This window comes from Bacteriovorax sp. Seq25_V (genome assembly GCF_000447795.1).
In the GTDB taxonomy this organism is placed as follows: domain Bacteria; phylum Bdellovibrionota; class Bacteriovoracia; order Bacteriovoracales; family Bacteriovoracaceae; genus Halobacteriovorax_A.
The window spans coordinates 352,999-370,859 of record NZ_AUNI01000009.1 but is presented as its reverse complement, the minus strand read 5'-3'; the positions used below and the strand labels follow the sequence as shown (position 1 = coordinate 370,859).

The following is a 17,861-nucleotide window of genomic DNA, read 5'->3' as shown; positions in this document are numbered from 1 at the left end:
TATGTTTAGAAAAAAGATTACTCTTAGTTTTACAATTACTGACTTTCACCTTCTATTTATTGCAATAGCAGTTCTTCATATTTCTGTCTCTACTGCGTATATTGCAATCTCTCTTCCCTCGCCCGAGGTTAAAAAAGAAGTGAGCAAGGTGACAAAGATTCCAGTATCAGTAAAGTCTCGCATATCTAAGAAGACACGCTCTTCAAGGTTTAGTCGCTACATCAAAGGCTTAAAGGATTATGATATCAACAAGGAGATCATCAAAGAAAATGATGACTCTCTCGCTGGTCTTACTGAACAAGATGGCCAAATCCTAAAAGACCTCACACAGGACCAGATCAATCAAATTCTAAGTGAGCAGGAAAAGCAACTATCGGCCGACATTGCGAAGGCAAAAGAGATTTTCCAGAAGAATCAAAAAAGATATCAAGCCTGCTACGAGGATGCTCTTTTAAAAGATAAGTTTTTAAATGGTGTGAGTAATATTCTCGTTTCGATCGACAAAGGCCGCGTTAGTAATGTTGAAACAAAATTTAAGGGAGATGGACATAAGAGTGCTCTAAATATTTTAAATGACTGTCTAAAAGCTAAGTCATCTGGTCTTAATGTTAGTTCAATCAAGGGCGAGCATCTCATTAACTTTAATTTGATTTTTAAATCATAGATAAACTGGCCAGCCGCTTTCCCAGTTGCTGGCCGATTGCTATTTATGCAGCTTTTTTCTGATTTATTTCATTCCCATACTTAATATCAATACCCTTAATATGTGAAGTTAACCAAACCTTTAAAAATCTCACGAGTTCATCACCATCAAGGCTATTGGCCACAATTTTATCTCTAAACTCTCCTACACGCTCAAGAAGTTGTTTATGAATTAGTTTATGTGTCGTTACACCACTAAACTCAAATTTATCCATAAGGGCTTCTTCTTCTTCAAAGTGTTTTACGACATATCCTGAAAGCTCATCGAACTTTTGTAATATAACTGCATTATCACCACTACCGATTTGATCAACAAGCTTATTAATAAAATCAATCAATACCTTATGCTGGTTGTCCATTTCAATTACACCAACACTAAGTGAATTATCCCAATTAAATTCCGCCATAAATCCTCCTGTCAGAAGTCTTATCGTACCCATTATACAGAATTTTTATTGAGATATTTATGAGATTTATCAGGCTAGAAATTGAGCTATTTCAAGAGGCTATTTAAATGATTGATATTAGGACTTAGTTACTTTTATTCTTCACTAGGAAAGTATTCCTCACAAAGAACATTAACTCTATTTTCTAATGGTTTATATTTCCAACCAACGCGTAAGCAATCTTCTTTCGTAATTTCCGAGATAAAACTTTCAAGGCAACCCAAGGCGGCTCTATGCCTTGCCGGAACAGCTGGTAAATTATCTGCGATTTGTAAACAAAGTCCAAAACTTGGCGCATTCTCCAAACACTTGTTCATCGCGATATTCTTAGCCGCATTGCCATAATAGCGGTCTGCAAGAGTGGAACAATGAAGAGGAGAAATCATGCCGTCAAATCCCTTCTGACAGATATCAAATCCCATATTTCGTCTTGAAGGGGAATATTCATTAAAGTCCACACTACTAAAACATTCAAAGACATTTCTGGCATCATAGACATAGTCGAAATTTCGAGCTGAAATAGTTCCAGAAATTGTCAAAAGTATTATTAATAGTAGCTTTTTCATTCTTTAATACTACACTTTAAATGTTGATTATTCTAAATTATGAAAAATCTCCATATGCTGTATAAAGGTTATACACCTGAAATATTCTACTTAAAGAGGGTTTAATGTTTGGTTCAATTGGGCTACTCATCATCGCAAATATCTTCATGACTTTCGCTTGGTATGCTCACTTAAAAGATATGAGTGCAAAACCTCTTTGGATGGCCATCGTTGTGAGCTGGGCCATTGCATTCTTTGAATATATTTTTCAAGTTCCGGCGAATCGCCTAGGGATCTCATATTTTACATTGCCACAGCTAAAGATTATGCAAGAAGTAATCACCATGACGATCTTTGCAATTTTCTGCGTCCTGTATATGAAAGTTCCTCTGACGAAGAACTTTCTTTATGCTTCTCTATGTTTGGTTGGTGCTGTTTTTTTTATCTTCAAAGACCTGAAAGCTTAAATTAGTTACAGACCATCGTCGAATGAAGCTCGCGATATCTCACAATATCATTCGCTCGTAAGAAGTTACACATATCAAGCATATCTTGCTTATTAGGCTTTGCAGTTGGAAAGACGGCTTTTTCAGTGCGGGCAACTCCTTTAAGATTAGGATCAGAAGTAAAGAACCTGTTAGCAAGTCCAACCATTTTATCAAGGTACAACTTCTGATAAGAATCCCCCAGATAATGTCCGGCTTCAGCATATGATTGCATCGTAAATGTTCCACTAAGTTCATTATATACAGCGCCACCATTTGGTAGTATGTCCACCTCTCCCGCGACGGCAATCTTTCTTCCTTGTGCGATATGAAGGTGCTTAACACCAAACTCTAGAGCATCATCAACACGACCAAATGAAACACTTCCATCAGCTGCAATAACGTAAGTATATTTACCTGGCGGAAGCTCACTTGGTCTAACATTATCAAAAATTTTACCTTTTTCACGAGCAAGATTTATATCAATATCTCGATGATTGAAATTAACATTTTGACCGTTGTGGAAAGTAAAACCCTTCCTTGCTTCTGGATGTGGATGCCCATAAAATGTCTGGGGTAGCCCTGCTTCAAACTCATCAATAAACGATTTAACATTGAAATATTGTGGAGCAATAGCACGAGGCTTTAGCTGTGATGGAGATATCACCGCACTACTATGAAACTGTCCATTTTTAAAAATATTTACCTGAACATTTCCATCCGGAAGCTGCTTGGCCACCTCAACAGGATAATTCTTTCCATTACTCATCTGCACTTCAAGCTTGAAATCATTTTTCATGACTTGAGCAGGTGGACGCGACATGGCGTCAGAAAAAACTTCTTTTGCCGTTCCACTTGTTCTAATACCTTCTAGTCCTTCACGATCGGTAATTTGTTTCTTAAAAAATTGTCCATCAGTTCCACGAACATCTAAAAACAATCCATCTCGTCTCAAATCACTAACCTTTGCAGGCAGACGCTGTCCTTCATGCATCACAGAAACATACTTAGCATCTCCAGAGATATTACCCTTATTAAATGCATCTCTAAAAATATCAACTCGTCCATTACCTGTTAAAGCGAGTCCTGAAGATTTTGGCTTAGGTGCCTTTGAATAACCAAGCTTCTCCTTGTCCACGGCCTTATAAAATGTCTTATCCCCATCCATAAATTGAACACGAATTTTCCCATTAGGTTCCATCCCAAGAACTTGTCCCTTAGAAAAGCCACCGTTAGAGCGAGGAATATTTACTTCCTGCAGAAAATTGAGATCCTTATCAATTGGTCTGGAATCAATCCCTGGGTGATAACCATCAACGACCTCAAAGTCTTTCTTTAAGAAGGCCTCACGAGAAGTACCACTAGTACGAACAGACTTTAAGTTTTCTCCACCAACTGCAACACGTTTTCCTTCAAACGTTTCGACAAGCAACTCTCCTTGCTTCGATCCCGTAACTTTTCCAGCTATTCTATTGCCACTGTCATCGACAAAAGAAATAAACTTCTCGTCACCACTTAGGTCACCACGGTTATATGCATCTCTAAATTCATCGACACTCTTGTCTCCAGTTAAATCTAATCGTTTTCTATCAGCTCCGGAAAAAAGTTTTTTTAAGTCATCAGCACCAAGACCAACAATTCCATCTTCCATCAACTTTCTTACTTCGCTTGGAGAGAAACCGGCTTCTTTTAGGATTTTTGCCTTTTCCTTTAACTGTGCGAGTGAATAATTTCCAACCTTAGCAAGGCTTCCATCGGCTCCGAGTTCACCAGCCCCAACCATATGAGCCTTTTCTATCGCTTCGTGTTCCTTATCGCTTAACTTTTTATCGAGACTCGATTCTGATAGTTTCTTACGGTCCACGGCCTTTCGTTTATCTAGTAAGTCTTTAACTTTATCACTGGCCTTAAATGCCTTCGGCCCCATCTTTAAAAACGCAAACGCTGCAGCTGGAGGAATAATAAAATCACCAGCTACTTTACAAACTACTTCCGAACGGGCCTGGAAGTTTAAACAGCCAAATTCTTGATACTCTTTATATAAGTATTCTTGAATTCCTTTATAAAGCATTTTCGCAATAGCCCCACCAACAGCTTTAGCAGCCTTGGCACTTCTAAATGGCGAGCTCTCTTTATCGTAAGCCTTATCATATTCAGTAACGAGATATAATTTTACTGAGTCAACATACTCTGATGCCTCTTGATAACTCTTTCCTGGATTTGTTCCTTTCTCCCACACCCACTTCATAGCATCCCAAATAAAACTTAATAGTTCTTTTGCTGAATTAAAGAGTCCTGTCGTGCAGCCCGCGAGAAAATCGATAACGTCAAATTCTTTAGACTCCTCAAAATTTGAACAATTCAGAAGATCTTCTTTTTTCTGTGTCTGGCAAACCTCAGATTTCGTTACAACGTCACAAAAGAATTTCAGCTCATCATTTGCGGGGATGGTAGAATCTATTGAAGAACAAGTATTTTTAAAGACCTCAATCGAGGCACTATCAAAAACACCGAGCTTATTTGTCTCTTGTAGCTTCATGATGAATTCTTCACTCGACATCACCTGTGCAAATAGTGCTTGAACAAAGAATATAGTGATTAAGAATTTTTTAAAGATCATGTGTGGCCCTGAAGTTTGCAATATTCTCTAATTTTCCGTCTTGATTGAGTTTCTCAATTGAGGAGTTTGTAAGTAGAATTTGTAATTTTTTGATATCCGAATAAAAATGAAACTCCTTAAAGAAAACTTTTTCTCCACTAGAGTTAACATATGAGCCCTCTAGTTCGACACGTGTACTTTTTGTATCTTTAAAAACTTCAGAGCGTGTGACAGTCCAATTTGTAACGCCCATAAGGCCAAGCATTTTAATCTTATCTTCCTTGAGTCCATCAACAAACTTCTTAGAGAATTGTTTTTTCTTCTTCTCCGTCTCTGAGTAATTCAAAGTAAGTCTCGTCTCATCTGTAGAAATATATATCTTCGTCTGGCCATAGTCAGACTTGAAGTTCCATTTAGCATAAGTTGTTAATGAGATTAGGCAAAATAAAATAGCGATTTTCAAAATAAATTCCTCGTAAGAATAGTATATTCAGAGGCTTATCGGATTTTTTAAATACTTTTTTAGAATTAATCGTTGACCAAAAAAAAAGGCTTCCCTTAGGAAGCCTCCGCTGAATCAAAATTTCTTGCTCGCTTATCATGGACTTTTGCATTCATCATGCGATGTCTTTTCTTAAGCTGTGCCTCAAGCTTATCAATCACCATATCAACTGTCTTATATAGTGACTCTGACTTTGCCTTCGCACTAATATCTGGCCCATGGAATCCAGATACATTAACTTCACAAACCTGATCATTACTATCAACGAAGCAATTCCATGTTATATGTGCATTTGGTGATGCAAATTTTTTAAGCTTCGCGCTCTTTTTTCTAATTATTCCATCGAGAGCTTCTGTGTGATCAAAATTTCTAAAAGTAACTTGTAATTTCATCAATACTCCTTGTTTCGATGTTTCCTTGAATACATCATCGTACGTTCAGACGAAGAAATCAAAACAAGTTTCTGTGATTTTTCACATGAATTTTCTTTACATAGATTTGACAAAAATAGTGGTCAAAATCAGGAGGTTACCTAGGTATAGGTTAATAAAAGAACATCAAAACATATTATCAATATTGTTACTAACTATGCTTCAAACCTTTTTTAAAGATGTGGAAGAATTTCTGAAATCTTTGTCACGGCCTCGCCTTCGCAGTGGTCTTGAGTCGTGCAAACATTAGGAACTAAGCATCCTTTTTTTCTTCTCACGTAATCCTCTTCTCCACGAACTAGAATTCCTTCTACTTCACCAGTTTGTGAATTAATCACTGGCGAACCTGAATTTCCAGCAAACGAATCAGTTGATGCTAAAAAGAATGTTTGGCTAATATTTGGATACATCACCTTTGCATTAGGTGCGACTTTAAGCGGTAACCCAGACGGAAATCCAATCAATGTTAATTGATCAGCCTTAGTCACATGCCCTTCTTTTCTAATTTTTAGAGGCTTTCTACCAAGAACCGGACGATCAAGCTTAATAATTGCATAGTCCGTATCGTCACTTAACTCCCTGGCAAGAATTTGCTGACAACGATAAATATTATCGTTACTTACTCGTAACGTTTTCCCAATTTTATAGTCGGGCCCTGTTTGATAATCGAACACCCATCTCCAACCTTCACAGTCAGAGTTCTTTCTAATACAGTGTCCAGCAGTCACAAGAGTATCTGGCGAAATTAAAAATCCACTACAATCCGCAGCCGTAAGCTCACGTGCAAATTTCTCATATTCGCAAACTCCCTGCTGCGATAACATTTTACCTTTGATACGTGACTGATTATTGTCATCCTCGTAAATTACATATGATGCAATCATCGCCGCAGTCGCGTGCGCCCACTCAATATGCTTAGGATCTGTTAACTCATGAAAGTTAAGACGATCGTCGTTGTCGTAAATCGCCTTATCGAGGGCGAAAGTATTTAAAAGTAGTAGTGTTGCGATGAGGATTTTCATTCAATTTTTTTAGCATGTAGCCCCTCGGTTCGTCCACTAAACTGCTCCCGTTAAATGGGGACGAAATTCTATTTTATCTAGATAGATTAAGCACTTAAGTTACTGAAAATCCGGCTGCTCAAAAAAATATTGAGTTAACCACTAAAATCTATTGATTCTCTGGCTATTCCGTCCCCATTTAACTGGAGCAGTTTGTAAAGATTACAATTCTCCCCAATGCCCCACTGAAATCACGTAAACTAACGCAATGAAACATAAATTGATAACATTACTTAGTTTAACTATTTATTCATCTCTTTCTTTCGCCGACGGCCAGATCAAGGCCTTTAAGCAGCCCGCACCTATTGAAAGAGTTCAATGTGCTTCAACGGAAGGTACTGTTGTACTCAACACATTTAAAGCGCAAAAAGGAAATTATCTCACATGTGACCAGATAGATTCTTTTATGCAGACTCTAGAAAATGTTTTCGAGATTTCTCCGGTAACTCCAGATATCAGTTTATTTATCGACAAAGAATACAGTAATGCTTCGTTTGACATGGGAAGTATTATTTATGTTCCACTTCGTCTCACTTTTCACTCACAATTTGGAATGACTTACTATGGGGACTTTTACGCTAGCCACAGTGTTCTTGCTCACGAGTATGGGCACGCAGTGTTTAGTAAGATGCTTGAACAAGAAGACTTCTTTAAGGAATTAAAAGAAATTTCACTTAAGATTAGTTCGCTTCGTCTGACGATTCAAAAAACTTTTGAGGCCGGTAATCCGGGGAATATGGTTGCTTTTTATTCAGACATGCTGAAATCAGCTGAACAAAAAAGACTAGAAAATAAGGTGGCATTAAAAGTGAATAGAATGCTTAGTCCCTACCATGAGCTATTTGCGGATCTTGTTGCCGCTTTAGCCGCAGGAAGTAAGCGCACGATGGTGAACGCTCTTTACTACGATGAGCTTGATGATCGCTCATACCAGATGGTTCTTGCGCGTGACTTTGACACAAATTCACTTAATATGAAAGGTCCATATATGCATGAAGAGCATGGGATGCTAGCTCCAACTCGTCGCTTTATTGGTTCTAATCTTTGGGCCGAGACAGAAGAAGAAAAGAAAGAGCTTCTCTTAAATCTTTATAAAGCAATTGTAATCGAAGTTAGAAAGCAAATAGCCTCAGATATAGATAAACTAAGTCCAGCACAGATGAATGAGAATCTGATCAAAACATTATCCAAGTTAACAACTCAGGAATAATTTTCTTTTAGCATATTAATTCATAATCCATGACAATAAATAGTGGTGGATTATGAATACAAATAAAATAAAAAAATTTCTTGAAACATCGAATGATGCCGTTCTTATTTTTAATAAGGAATTCGAAATCTTCTACGTAAATTCTGCGATGTTGAAAAGCCTTTCAGTAAGTGAGGAAGAATATAAAAGAATCGGCTTCATGTCATTTACTCATCCAGATGATCAAGTCAGGCTTAAAGTCATTTTAGAGAAAGTATTTACGAATCCCAAAATACACGTCAAAGAAAGAATTAGAGCAATATCTCGCACAGGAATAATATCACATTACGAATGGTCAGCATATTATGACGACAAGGAAGATGTCATTTTTGCTCAAGGAAGAATTCTCGAGACACATAACTCTTCCGATGTTCAAATTTATGGAGAAGCTAAGAAACTCGCTCAGATTGGAGTTTGGGAATATCACGTTGAAGCCAACTATGTTAAATGGGATGATGAAGTTTATAAGATCTATGAGCTCTCAACATCTACGGCCATGACATTAGATCGAATGCAACAGTTCTTCCGTAAAGAGTCGCTCGATATATTCAAACAAAAATTAAAAGACCTTATTGAAAATACAATTCCATTTGATGAGGAGTTAAGTTTTATTTCCGGACAGTTTAGGCCGTCTACAGCAAGATTCATGGCAAAACTAAGTCGTGGAAAAGAGACCGTCGTCATTGGAACAATTCAAGATTTAACAATGACGAGAAAGATTGAAAGGACAGCTGCGGATTATCGTGAAGCCGTGGATAAATCCTCTATCGTTTCAATCACTGACCGTTATGGTGTTATTACCGAAGTTAATGACAAATTTTGCCAAATTTCAAAGTACTCACGTGAAGAGTTAATTGGAAAAAGTCACAACATATTAAAATCTGATTTTCACTCAAATGAATTTTGGAAAGAGATGTGGGAGACAATTACTCGTGGTGATGTTTGGCATGGACAGATAAAGAACAAAGCAAAGAATGGAAGTTTTTTTTGGGTAGATACAACAGTCATTCCTTTCAAAAACTCAATTGGTAGAATCTATCAGTACCTTGCGATTCAAAGAGATTTCACTGAAAACAAACGACTTAACGAAGAGCTAATGGTTTCGGAGAAATTGAGTTCAATTGGTGAAATTTCTGCACAGATTCTTCATGAGGTAATGACTCCCCTATCCATTATATCTTTGAGTATTGAAAATCTTGAAGATGAGATAGATGAACTTCAACTACAGGGAGCAAAATCTCTTCCAATTAAGACAAATCTCACAGAGATTAAGATGAATTATGAAAAGATAGAAGAAATCTTTGAAAATATGCGCTCAATCCTTGTTCGAAAGAATCAAGGAGAGAGTATCAATGTAAATATAAAAACTACAATTGCTAAAACTTTATCATTGGTAAATGCCAAGATGAAGTCACGTAACATTGCCGTCAATTATCAAGCTGTGAATGAAAAATTAAACATTTTCTGCACAGAAACCGATCTTTCTCAGATATTTTTAAACCTTCTTAATAATGCCGCCGATGCGATTGAAAAGTTAGAAGATAAATGGATTGAGATTAAGGCCAGTGCTGATAACTCGATGATTAAGATCGAGTTTCAAGATAGTGGCAAAGGTATTCCAGAAGAAATCCGTGCAAATATATTTGAAACTTTATTTACAACAAAAGGTGAAAATCGCGGAACAGGTCTTGGGATGGGCGTTGTAAAGAAACTTGTAGAGAGGCATCTTGGAAAAATTTATATTGATGCCGAAGCTGATCATACGACATTTGTTTTAACTTTTCCTTTTCAAGCAAAATAATAGTTGAGAATTTTGATATGGTATTAATTGAAATTTAATTCCCATACCTAAAATGTGAAAAATACATTATAATGTATTAAAATTATATAACAACCAACTACTTTAATTAGGAGAATATGATGAAAAAAATTTTTAATGTTCTATTTCTTGCTGGTGCTTTAGCTCTTACAAGTTGTGGTGGTGGAGCTACTAAATCTGATTCAGAAGGATCAACTCCTGCTGTTTCAACTGCAGACTCTTCAAACCTAGAAGTTAATGGTGACTCAGATTCAGGTAAAGCTGGTGCACTTTCTACAGTTTACTTTGATTTCAACTCTGCGTCTCTTACAGGTTCAACAAAAGCGACTCTTGATAGAAACGCTGAATTCTTAAAAGAGAACACTTCTGTTGAAGTACAAGTTGAAGGTCACTGTGATGAGAGAGGTGGTGTACAGTACAACATCGCTCTTGGAGAAAAAAGAGCTAAGTCAATTAAGAACTACCTAGTTGCTATGGGTGTTTCAGCTGGAAGAATTTCTACAATTTCTTACGGTAAAGAAAGACCAGTTGCATTTGGTCACGAAGATGGTGCTTGGTCACAAAATAGAAGAGGAAATTTTGTAGTTACTGCAAAATAATCTATGAAGAATATTGTTCTATTTTCAACATTATTTATATTTACGGCGTGCGGTTTAACTACCGCACGTCCTAAATTAGAAATGACATATGCTCAGACTGCTTTCATTGCAGCAAAAGATGCAGGAGCACAAACGCTTGCCCCTAACCTTTATAGAAAATCTGAGTACTACTACCTAAAAGCTAAATCAAGCTATCGTAGAAAATTCTTTAACCAAGCAAAAAAATACGCAGAACTATCACAGAAGTTTGCAGAGCAAGCTGAATTTAAGGCATATAAGAAAAAAGCTTTAGACAGTCTCTAATTTCCTAGGAAATTCTTATGAAAAAAATAATATCACTTTCACTACTTGTTCTCATTGCTACAAGCTGTAAGACACAAGAACAAATTAAACGTGAACAACTAATAAACTCAATGTCTGTACAAATGTCACAGGGCCAAAAGTTAACGGCTGATGTAACAGTTAAACTTCAAAATCTTGAAGAAAGAATGCAAGAGTTCCAAGGTGTCCTAGAAGAAACTGGACACTCAAAGAATGAAACAACGGCTAAGATGGATGAAAGAATCAAGGCCTTAGAAGAAATCATTAAAACTCTAACGACTCAAGTTAACGATCAAAATGTTAAAATGACTTCTATCGAAACTCGTCTGGCTGATCAAGATAAGTTTATTAAAGAGATTCTTGGAACATTAAAAAGCGCTTCTGCTCCAAAAAAAAAATTAAATGAATATGATGAAGCGATGTCAATTTATGGCAAAGGAAAGTATTCTGAAGCCAAGCCCCTACTCGAGGCTCTTCTAGCGAGTAACAAATATAAGTCTTCGAAGCGAGCACGAATCCTTCACAATCTTGGTATGGTTTCCTACATCACAAAAAATAACCAAGACGCAATGACTTATTTCTCTAGACTTTATACTGAGCATTCATCAAGTACATATAATGCTAATGGACTTATTCATTTGGCCCGAACATTTGATCGCCTAGGACAAAAAGAACAGGCCAAACAAACTCTGCAAGAAATGATTGCAAAGTTTCCAAAACACAAGAGAGTGAAAACTGCGAAGGAGATGCTCTCTAAACTCTAGGAGGAGTTTGTGTTAAAAAAAATTCTATCAACAATTGCACTTGGTGCTCTACTAACTTCCTGTGAAACTCTTATCGGTCTCGACCAAAAATATAATACGGACGAGATCAATATTGATAAACCACATTTTTCAATTGTCTTTTCAAGTTCAATTATGGGTGAAACTCATCCATGTGGTTGTCGTCACTTTCCTCTTGGTGGTCTTCCACAAGTTGCAGGACTATTTTCTAAACTAAAAAAAGAAAAAGAAATTTTATATGTTGATACAGGCGATACGCTATTTCCTTCAAGCGTTATTCCAAAACACTTACAGAAATCACTTACCTTTGCAGCGATGAATCTCGCTGTAGGACTTGATAAACTAGGCCTTCAATATATGGTCCCAGGTGATCATGACCTTGCCCTGGGGTGGGGATTTCTTAGAAATGTCCAAGAAAAAGTTAAATTTCAATTTCTACTTTCTAATCTCTCTGATGAAAATATAATCAAGCACAAAAAATATGTTATCCTTGAGTTTGGGGAAAAGAAAATTTTCCTTCTTGGATTTCTTGACCCTACGACTTTACAGCAAGGGTTTCAGCCAGATTTTTTAACACCAGAAAAAGCTCTTGAAAAAATTCTCCCTGAACTAAAAGAGCAAGGTTATGACAATAAAAACAAGAACCATCTTCTCTTTGCTCTTTCTCATGCCGGTATGGACGCTGATGTTGAGCTTGCTAAAAAGTTTCCACAAATTAGTTGGGTGATTGGCTCTCACTCACAAAGCTTTACTAATTTTCCAAATGAAGTGGGACAGACAAAGCTGGTACAAGTTCTATCAAAGAACCACTATATTGGTGAAGTAATGATTCCAACAAAAGTTGAAATCGAAGAACCATTTAAGTATCACGAAATTAGAGAAGAACTGAAAAAAGAATTAGAACCAAATCCATTCATCGCATTCATCGATGAGCACAAAACTCAGATTGAAAGAATTCGCGATGATGAACAGAAATTTTTTATGACAGCAAGTGCAAGTGCTCAGAAGATTAAAACAGCGCAAAGCTGTCTCGAATGTCACACTGACCAAGCTGATCATTGGCAAAAGACTCCTCACTCAATTGCCTTTGCTACCCTACTTATCAACAATGAGCATAACAATACTTCATGTATTGGGTGCCACTCTGTGGGAATGGGAAAAGATGGTGGTTTTATCAACTTTAAGGACATCGTTCACATGAAGGATCAATCTAAATCTGATAACTACTGGGCCGAGGTAAAAAAGGCTTTTACCGGAGTTGAAAGTATCCGCAAACTTAAGAAAGCCGATGTTGTAAAACTTGGCACCAAGTGGGCAGCGATTGATAAGAAATTCGAAGTCACTACCAATTTTGCAAATGTTCAATGTCTTAACTGTCACAATCAGCACCAAGATCACCCATTCTCAGTTGGAGAGGGAGAGAAAACACCTGAACAGAGACACATGGAAATCAAGAATAACTGTTTATCATGTCACACAAAAGAGCAATCTCCAGAGTGGTATGACAAGGATAAGAATGGGATGAGCCTTGATGCTTCTGATTCGAAGATTAAAACGATGATGAAGTCCGTAGGATGCCCTGCAAAATAGTTGCTACAACTCTTGAAATTTGCTAGAAACAAGACATGAAGAAGAACATAATTTTAGGAATTGAAACGAGCTGTGACGACACCTCAATCGCTGTAATCTCAAACGGGGAAAACTTCCCAGAGATTTTAAGCTTTGAAAGTTTTTCACAAGAACAAATGCTTAGTGCATGGGGCGGCGTCGTTCCTGAAATCGCGGCAAGAAATCATCTCGATAAGATTTCTCCCCTTCTCCAAACAGCAATTACAAAAGCAAAAATTTCTCTTTCAGATATTACATGCATTGGTGTGACGACTTACCCGGGCCTACTTGGTCCCCTACTCACAGGCCTCAATGCTGCTAAAACAATTTCGATGCTTCACAAGACTCCAATTATTCCAGTGAATCACTTATATGCTCATCTTGAGGCCATTCATTTATCACAGAAAGTTTCATACCCATACCTCGGACTTCTTGTCTCAGGTGGGCACAGTATTTATATGCACGTTACTGGATCTGATGAATTTGAAATTCTTGGTTCAACAATCGACGATGCGGCTGGAGAAGCTTTTGACAAGGGTGGAAAACTCATGGGTCTTGGCTACCCAGCTGGTCGCATCATTGACGACTATGCAAAGAAAGGTGACCCAGAAAAATATGAATTTCCAATCGGCCTTCGCGGTTCAAAAGATGCCAACCTAAGTTTCTCTGGTGTAAAGACAGCACTTCGCCAATTCTTAGAAAATAATCCAGAGCTTTATGTGACCGATGAAAATAGAGATAACCTCACTCAGGCCCATCTCGATGTTTGTGCTTCTTACCAAGAGGCAATCGTCAAAGCACTCAAACTAAAGCTTAAATATGCACTCAAAAAAGTTGGCGCCAAACTACCAATCGTTGTTGGTGGTGGTGTTGCATGCAACTCAAGACTTAGAAGCGCACTGAATGAAAGCTTCCAAAATGTACACTTTGTAGAACCAAAGTTTTGTACTGATAATGGAGCAATGATTGCAAACTATGCTCTACGTATCCAAGGGGATGCGATAGAATACCCAGAAACATTAAATCTCGATGCGAGAAGCCGTTTTATTTCAAAAAATAAAACAAAGGATAAGTAATGGCCAAGAAACTGCCAATGGCCAATAAAGACCTAGGTCAACACTTCTTAAATGACCAAAAGGTTATTGACCAGATCACCAACGACTTCGCAACGAGTTCAAAGAACATCATTGAAGTAGGTCCAGGACCAGGAATTCTTACAGAAAAACTTCAGGCCCATGGAAAACCATTACACGTTATCGAAAAAGATGAGCGTATGATCGAATATCTTGGAGATATTCTTCCAACTGATCACATTACTTTCACTGATGCTCTTGAAGTCGACTTCTCCGCTTTCATCAAGGAACGCGGAATTGAAAAAGATCTTTGGCTTGTTTCAAACCTTCCATATAATGTGAGTACTCCACTTCTCATCAAGTTCTTGCAAACACCAGAGATAAAGTACATGACACTGATGTTCCAAAAAGAAGTTGCTGATAAGGTATTCCCATTCGCATCGAAGAAAAACTATATGGGCTCACTTATGGGCCTTAGCCTTACATACTTTGACGCTTCCCTACTCTGCAAAGTTCCTCCAGGGGCATTTATTCCGCCACCGAAAGTGGACTCTGCGGTAATTACCTTTAGAAGAAAAGAAGAACCAATAATTCCATTAAGTGAATTCTCAAATCTTGAAAATTACCTACGTACAATATTCAAGTTTAAGAGAAAACAGCTCGGTAATGTTTTGAAGACCTATGCAAGTAGTGATAAAATTGAAGCAGCACTAACAAGTCTTGGACTCCAGACAACGGTTAGAGCTGAAGCTCTCGAGCTTAATAAAATTCAACAACTTTATAAGAAACTAAAAGATTAATTATGGGTATTAAAGTCATCGCAAAAAATAAAAGGGCCTCTTTCGACTACGCTCTTGAAGAGAAAACTGAAGCTGGAATCGTTCTTGTTGGAACGGAAGTTAAAAGTTTACGCGAAGGCAAAGTAACAATTGGCGAATCTCACATTACAATCGATGATAAGGGCGAGATGTGGATCAACAATATGAAAATTGCCCAGTATGAATTTGGTAATCGCTTCAACCACGAAGAAGCACGAAAAAGAAAGCTTCTTTTAAATAAGGCCGAGATTGAAGAGTTTGCTCACGTCGCAAAAACTCAAAGAATGACAATCATTCCAACAATGATTTATTTCAAAGGTTCCAAAGTTAAGGTTGAGATCGCGCTAGGACGCGGTAAGAAGCTTCACGACAAGAGACAAGATCAGGCCAAGAAAGATGTCGAGCGCAAGCTTAGACGAGGTGATGATTTCTAAACTGGGCTTCTAAGAAACCCAGTTGAATACTGAATAGACATAAAAACCTAGAAAGATCAAACCACTTAATCTTCCAAAGTTCTTCTTTAATAAAGTTAATCCAATGAGAAATAATGAAGCAAATAAAAGACAAACGATCTCAATCGTAAAGTCATTTTCAATTGGTATATTATAGAAAGATAAACTCCCAAGAACAAATGCCACATTGAAAATATTCGATCCAATAATATTACCTGTAATAAGATCGGTATTCTTTTTCTTAATACACGCCATAATTGCTGTCACAAGCTCAGGAAATGAAGTTCCAAATGCAACAAAGACAGCGGAGATAACATAACTTGATACACCAACGGCCTTAGCAAGCTCAGTTCCAGAGTCTACTAGCAACTCTCCCCCAAGATAGAGAAGTACAAAGCCAATTGCTAAAAAGAGAAATTCTTTAGCATGAGGACGTTCTCGATCTGTTGAGTTATCATAATCTGAAAGATGACGCTGCTTCATCATCTGCTTAAAAGTATCATATAAGTAGAAAGCGAAGAATGCTCCAAATAGTCCGGCTGCCCAAGGATAAAGTCTGTTTTGAAAGAGAACAAAAGCAAGGATAGAGGTAATACCAAGGTGAAGGTAAAACTGGATCTTAATTTCTTTTCTCTGTACAAAAAGTTCAGTCATAAAACCAGAGATTCCAAGAATCAAAAAAAGATTAGCAATATTTGAACCAACAATATTTCCAAGAGCAATTTGCGGGTTCCCATCAAGAGCTGAAATTTGTGAAACAAAAAACTCAGGAAGTGAAGTTCCAAAGCCAACAATTAAAAGTCCGATAACCAGTGGAGATAACCCCAGGGCCATACCAATTTTTTCAGCAGCTTCAAGTGCAAATTCTGCTCCGTAGTAAAGCATAACAATTGATAATGCGAGTAGTAATACTTGTAAAACCATAAATTCTTTCCAATAATTAAAGGATGAAAAAACAATACTCTAATACTAACGAAAAAAACTTCAAATTTCTAACTATTCTCATCCCTTTTATTGCTGACCTCTATATTTGTTCTTATTTATGGAAGGGTTTTGGCAATAAAGAGCAATTTGATAAATCACTCAAGCTTGCATTGGATGTCATTGGCCAAGCAGGGGGGCAAGCCGTTGAACTTCCTCAAGAATATATTGCTCAACTTTGGGAATTAATGATTTTAACTTTAGTATCAATTCTTTCGGTTTATCTGATTGTGCATGTGATTGTTTATCTACTCTACTACTTCAAAGAAAAGAAAGGTGCACTTTCATATATCAAATTCTATTCTCTAAGTGCCGGTATTTTGATGCCACTCTTTGCTGTATTTGATTTAAAAAATCTTTTCAACATTGGTTTTCTAATAATAGGTATTGCTTTTCTTTGGTTGAATCAAGGAATCAAATTTTATGAAAAGGCTAAAGAAAAAGTTAAAAAGCCGGTAAAATAAAGTTCGTCTTTAAAGGATCAGTCCACTCCGGTGGATTGATAATCTGATTTAATAATTTTCTCTGTCCCGCAATCGCAAGTAAGAATGAATCAAAAGCGCGAGGATTCTTCACAAGAATATCCAAATCGTGATCATAGATAAAAATATTAAGCTTACTTTCAATTTTCTTAATAATATCAAGTCTCGCCTCAACCCCAAGTTCAAGATCAGACATATTAACAATATTCTTAACAAGTAAGACCTTCGATCGAATTAGCTCAATGAGAATGAGATTCACATTTGCTTCATGCATCGAAAGATTCTTTGGGAAATGCCTCTTCATGTATGAGAAACGTGAAACCACCATTAGAGATGTATTTCCAAAAGAATCAAATGTTGTTTTAAAGAGTTTTAAAAGTTGATCGTGATAGAAACACCAGATCCAAAAATCAAGAGGTCTATTCCAGTAAGGCAGAAAACCTTTTTTCAATCTTCTCTTAAAAGATCTTGAAAGAAGATGCTCAACAGGCCACTTATCAAAGATGTCACGAGAGTAATCAAAGAGATCATCAATATTTCGATCTCTTTCATAACCTTTTGGATGCTTTTCAAGAAGCTCCATATCTTTATCAAGAATATCTTGTGCCTGATTTCGTACATACTCCACTTCGGGAACAGGACACTTAGATATACCAGGACATTCAAGTTCACAGTCATAACAAGCAGGTCTCGTCAGAGGGAAATCAATAACAAGATTATCAATCTCATATTTCTCAATCCATGAACGAATAGCATCGTCACCATCTTGAACTTCATCGTCATCTTTAACTTGTAAAACGGACTTTAAGAACCAGCGATTACTTTCTTCAAAGTGATCAAGGAGGCAGAAGTAAAAGTTATCCTTTCTTCCACCTTTCATACTGAGTCCTGCTACTCGATGTTCTG

20 protein-coding genes are annotated in these 17,861 nt (G+C 37.1%); 12 read left to right on the top strand and 8 right to left on the bottom strand.

All coding sequences use genetic code 11. The features are described 5' to 3' along the window. Position 1: 1 nt before the first annotated feature. On the top strand, positions 2 to 664 hold the full coding sequence (locus M900_RS03130) for a hypothetical protein (RefSeq protein ID WP_021273121.1): 663 nt from the start codon (positions 2 to 4) through the stop codon (positions 662 to 664). Positions 665 to 707: 43 nt separating this feature from the next. Here the strand turns inward: M900_RS03130 and M900_RS03125 are convergent, their stop codons facing one another. Then, positions 708 to 1,109 (bottom strand): bacteriohemerythrin, encoded by a 402-nt coding sequence (locus tag M900_RS03125; protein ID WP_021273467.1) that lies wholly within the window; start codon positions 1,107 to 1,109, stop codon positions 708 to 710. 134 nt (positions 1,110 to 1,243) lie between these two features. After that, complete coding sequence (locus tag M900_RS03120) at positions 1,244 to 1,714, bottom strand: hypothetical protein (protein WP_021273529.1); 471 nt, start codon at positions 1,712 to 1,714, stop codon at positions 1,244 to 1,246. A 104-nt stretch (positions 1,715 to 1,818) separates the two neighbouring features. On the opposite strand from M900_RS03120, the gene M900_RS03115 reads away from it, so the two are divergent. Continuing rightward, positions 1,819 to 2,160, top strand: a complete 342-nt coding sequence (locus M900_RS03115) for a DMT family protein (RefSeq protein ID WP_021273375.1) — start codon at positions 1,819 to 1,821, stop codon at positions 2,158 to 2,160. Between the two features lies 1 nt (position 2,161). Here the strand turns inward: M900_RS03115 and M900_RS03110 are convergent, their stop codons facing one another. From M900_RS03110 to M900_RS03095, 4 genes are all read right to left on the bottom strand, one after another. After that, positions 2,162 to 4,798 (bottom strand): hypothetical protein, encoded by a 2,637-nt coding sequence (locus M900_RS03110; protein ID WP_021273241.1) that lies wholly within the window; start codon positions 4,796 to 4,798, stop codon positions 2,162 to 2,164. Then, on the bottom strand, positions 4,788 to 5,240 hold the full coding sequence (locus tag M900_RS03105) for a hypothetical protein (protein ID WP_021273173.1): 453 nt from the start codon (positions 5,238 to 5,240) through the stop codon (positions 4,788 to 4,790). Before M900_RS03105 ends, M900_RS03110 begins: the two co-directional genes overlap by 11 nt. 95 nt (positions 5,241 to 5,335) lie before the next feature. Then, complete coding sequence (gene hpf, locus M900_RS03100) at positions 5,336 to 5,671, bottom strand: ribosome hibernation-promoting factor, HPF/YfiA family (RefSeq protein WP_021273125.1); 336 nt, start codon at positions 5,669 to 5,671, stop codon at positions 5,336 to 5,338. A gap of 212 nt (positions 5,672 to 5,883) precedes the next feature. After that, complete coding sequence (locus M900_RS03095) at positions 5,884 to 6,732, bottom strand: serine protease (protein ID WP_021273057.1); 849 nt, start codon at positions 6,730 to 6,732, stop codon at positions 5,884 to 5,886. A 247-nt stretch (positions 6,733 to 6,979) separates the two neighbouring features. Between M900_RS03095 and M900_RS03090 the strand changes: the two genes are divergently transcribed. The 9 genes from M900_RS03090 to smpB all read left to right on the top strand — a co-directional run bounded on the left by M900_RS03090 (position 6,980) and on the right by smpB (position 15,474). After that, complete coding sequence (locus M900_RS03090; RefSeq protein ID WP_021273248.1) at positions 6,980 to 7,981, top strand: hypothetical protein; 1,002 nt, start codon at positions 6,980 to 6,982, stop codon at positions 7,979 to 7,981. Positions 7,982 to 8,033: 52 nt separating this feature from the next. Next, on the top strand, positions 8,034 to 9,821 hold the full coding sequence (locus tag M900_RS03085) for a PAS domain-containing sensor histidine kinase (RefSeq protein ID WP_021273349.1): 1,788 nt from the start codon (positions 8,034 to 8,036) through the stop codon (positions 9,819 to 9,821). 119 nt (positions 9,822 to 9,940) lie between these two features. Next, on the top strand, positions 9,941 to 10,438 hold the full coding sequence (gene pal, locus M900_RS03080) for a peptidoglycan-associated lipoprotein Pal (protein ID WP_021273063.1): 498 nt from the start codon (positions 9,941 to 9,943) through the stop codon (positions 10,436 to 10,438). 3 nt (positions 10,439 to 10,441) lie between these two features. Beyond that, complete coding sequence (locus M900_RS03075) at positions 10,442 to 10,741, top strand: DUF4398 domain-containing protein (RefSeq protein WP_034730879.1); 300 nt, start codon at positions 10,442 to 10,444, stop codon at positions 10,739 to 10,741. A 17-nt stretch (positions 10,742 to 10,758) separates the two neighbouring features. Beyond that, positions 10,759 to 11,523 (top strand): tol-pal system YbgF family protein, encoded by a 765-nt coding sequence (locus tag M900_RS03070; protein WP_021273214.1) that lies wholly within the window; start codon positions 10,759 to 10,761, stop codon positions 11,521 to 11,523. A 9-nt stretch (positions 11,524 to 11,532) separates the two neighbouring features. Next, complete coding sequence (locus M900_RS03065; protein WP_021273251.1) at positions 11,533 to 13,131, top strand: multiheme c-type cytochrome; 1,599 nt, start codon at positions 11,533 to 11,535, stop codon at positions 13,129 to 13,131. 35 nt (positions 13,132 to 13,166) lie between these two features. After that, positions 13,167 to 14,225 (top strand): tRNA (adenosine(37)-N6)-threonylcarbamoyltransferase complex transferase subunit TsaD, encoded by a 1,059-nt coding sequence (gene tsaD, locus M900_RS03060; RefSeq protein WP_021273338.1) that lies wholly within the window; start codon positions 13,167 to 13,169, stop codon positions 14,223 to 14,225. Beyond that, positions 14,225 to 15,022 (top strand): 16S rRNA (adenine(1518)-N(6)/adenine(1519)-N(6))-dimethyltransferase RsmA, encoded by a 798-nt coding sequence (gene rsmA, locus M900_RS03055; protein WP_021273453.1) that lies wholly within the window; start codon positions 14,225 to 14,227, stop codon positions 15,020 to 15,022. The genes tsaD and rsmA overlap by 1 nt, the downstream gene beginning before the upstream one ends. Before the next feature lie 2 nt (positions 15,023 to 15,024). Next, entirely contained in the window at positions 15,025 to 15,474 is a 450-nt protein-coding gene (gene smpB / locus M900_RS03050; RefSeq protein ID WP_021273521.1) for an SsrA-binding protein SmpB, read from the top strand. A gap of 9 nt (positions 15,475 to 15,483) precedes the next feature. On the opposite strand, the gene M900_RS03045 is transcribed toward smpB, so the two are convergent. Then, positions 15,484 to 16,416 carry a calcium/sodium antiporter gene (locus tag M900_RS03045; RefSeq protein WP_021273068.1) on the bottom strand — a complete coding sequence of 311 codons (933 nt, stop codon included), beginning with the start codon at positions 16,414 to 16,416 and terminating at the stop codon, positions 15,484 to 15,486. Between the two features lie 23 nt (positions 16,417 to 16,439). Between M900_RS03045 and M900_RS03040 the strand changes: the two genes are divergently transcribed. Beyond that, on the top strand, positions 16,440 to 16,937 hold the full coding sequence (locus tag M900_RS03040; RefSeq protein ID WP_021273076.1) for a hypothetical protein: 498 nt from the start codon (positions 16,440 to 16,442) through the stop codon (positions 16,935 to 16,937). On the opposite strand, the gene M900_RS03035 is transcribed toward M900_RS03040, so the two are convergent. After that, positions 16,918 to 17,835: a hypothetical protein gene (locus M900_RS03035; protein ID WP_021273207.1), complete on the bottom strand. Its 918-nt coding sequence runs from the start codon at positions 17,833 to 17,835 to the stop codon at positions 16,918 to 16,920. The genes M900_RS03040 and M900_RS03035 overlap by 20 nt on opposite strands. Positions 17,836 to 17,861: the final 26 nt, after the last annotated feature.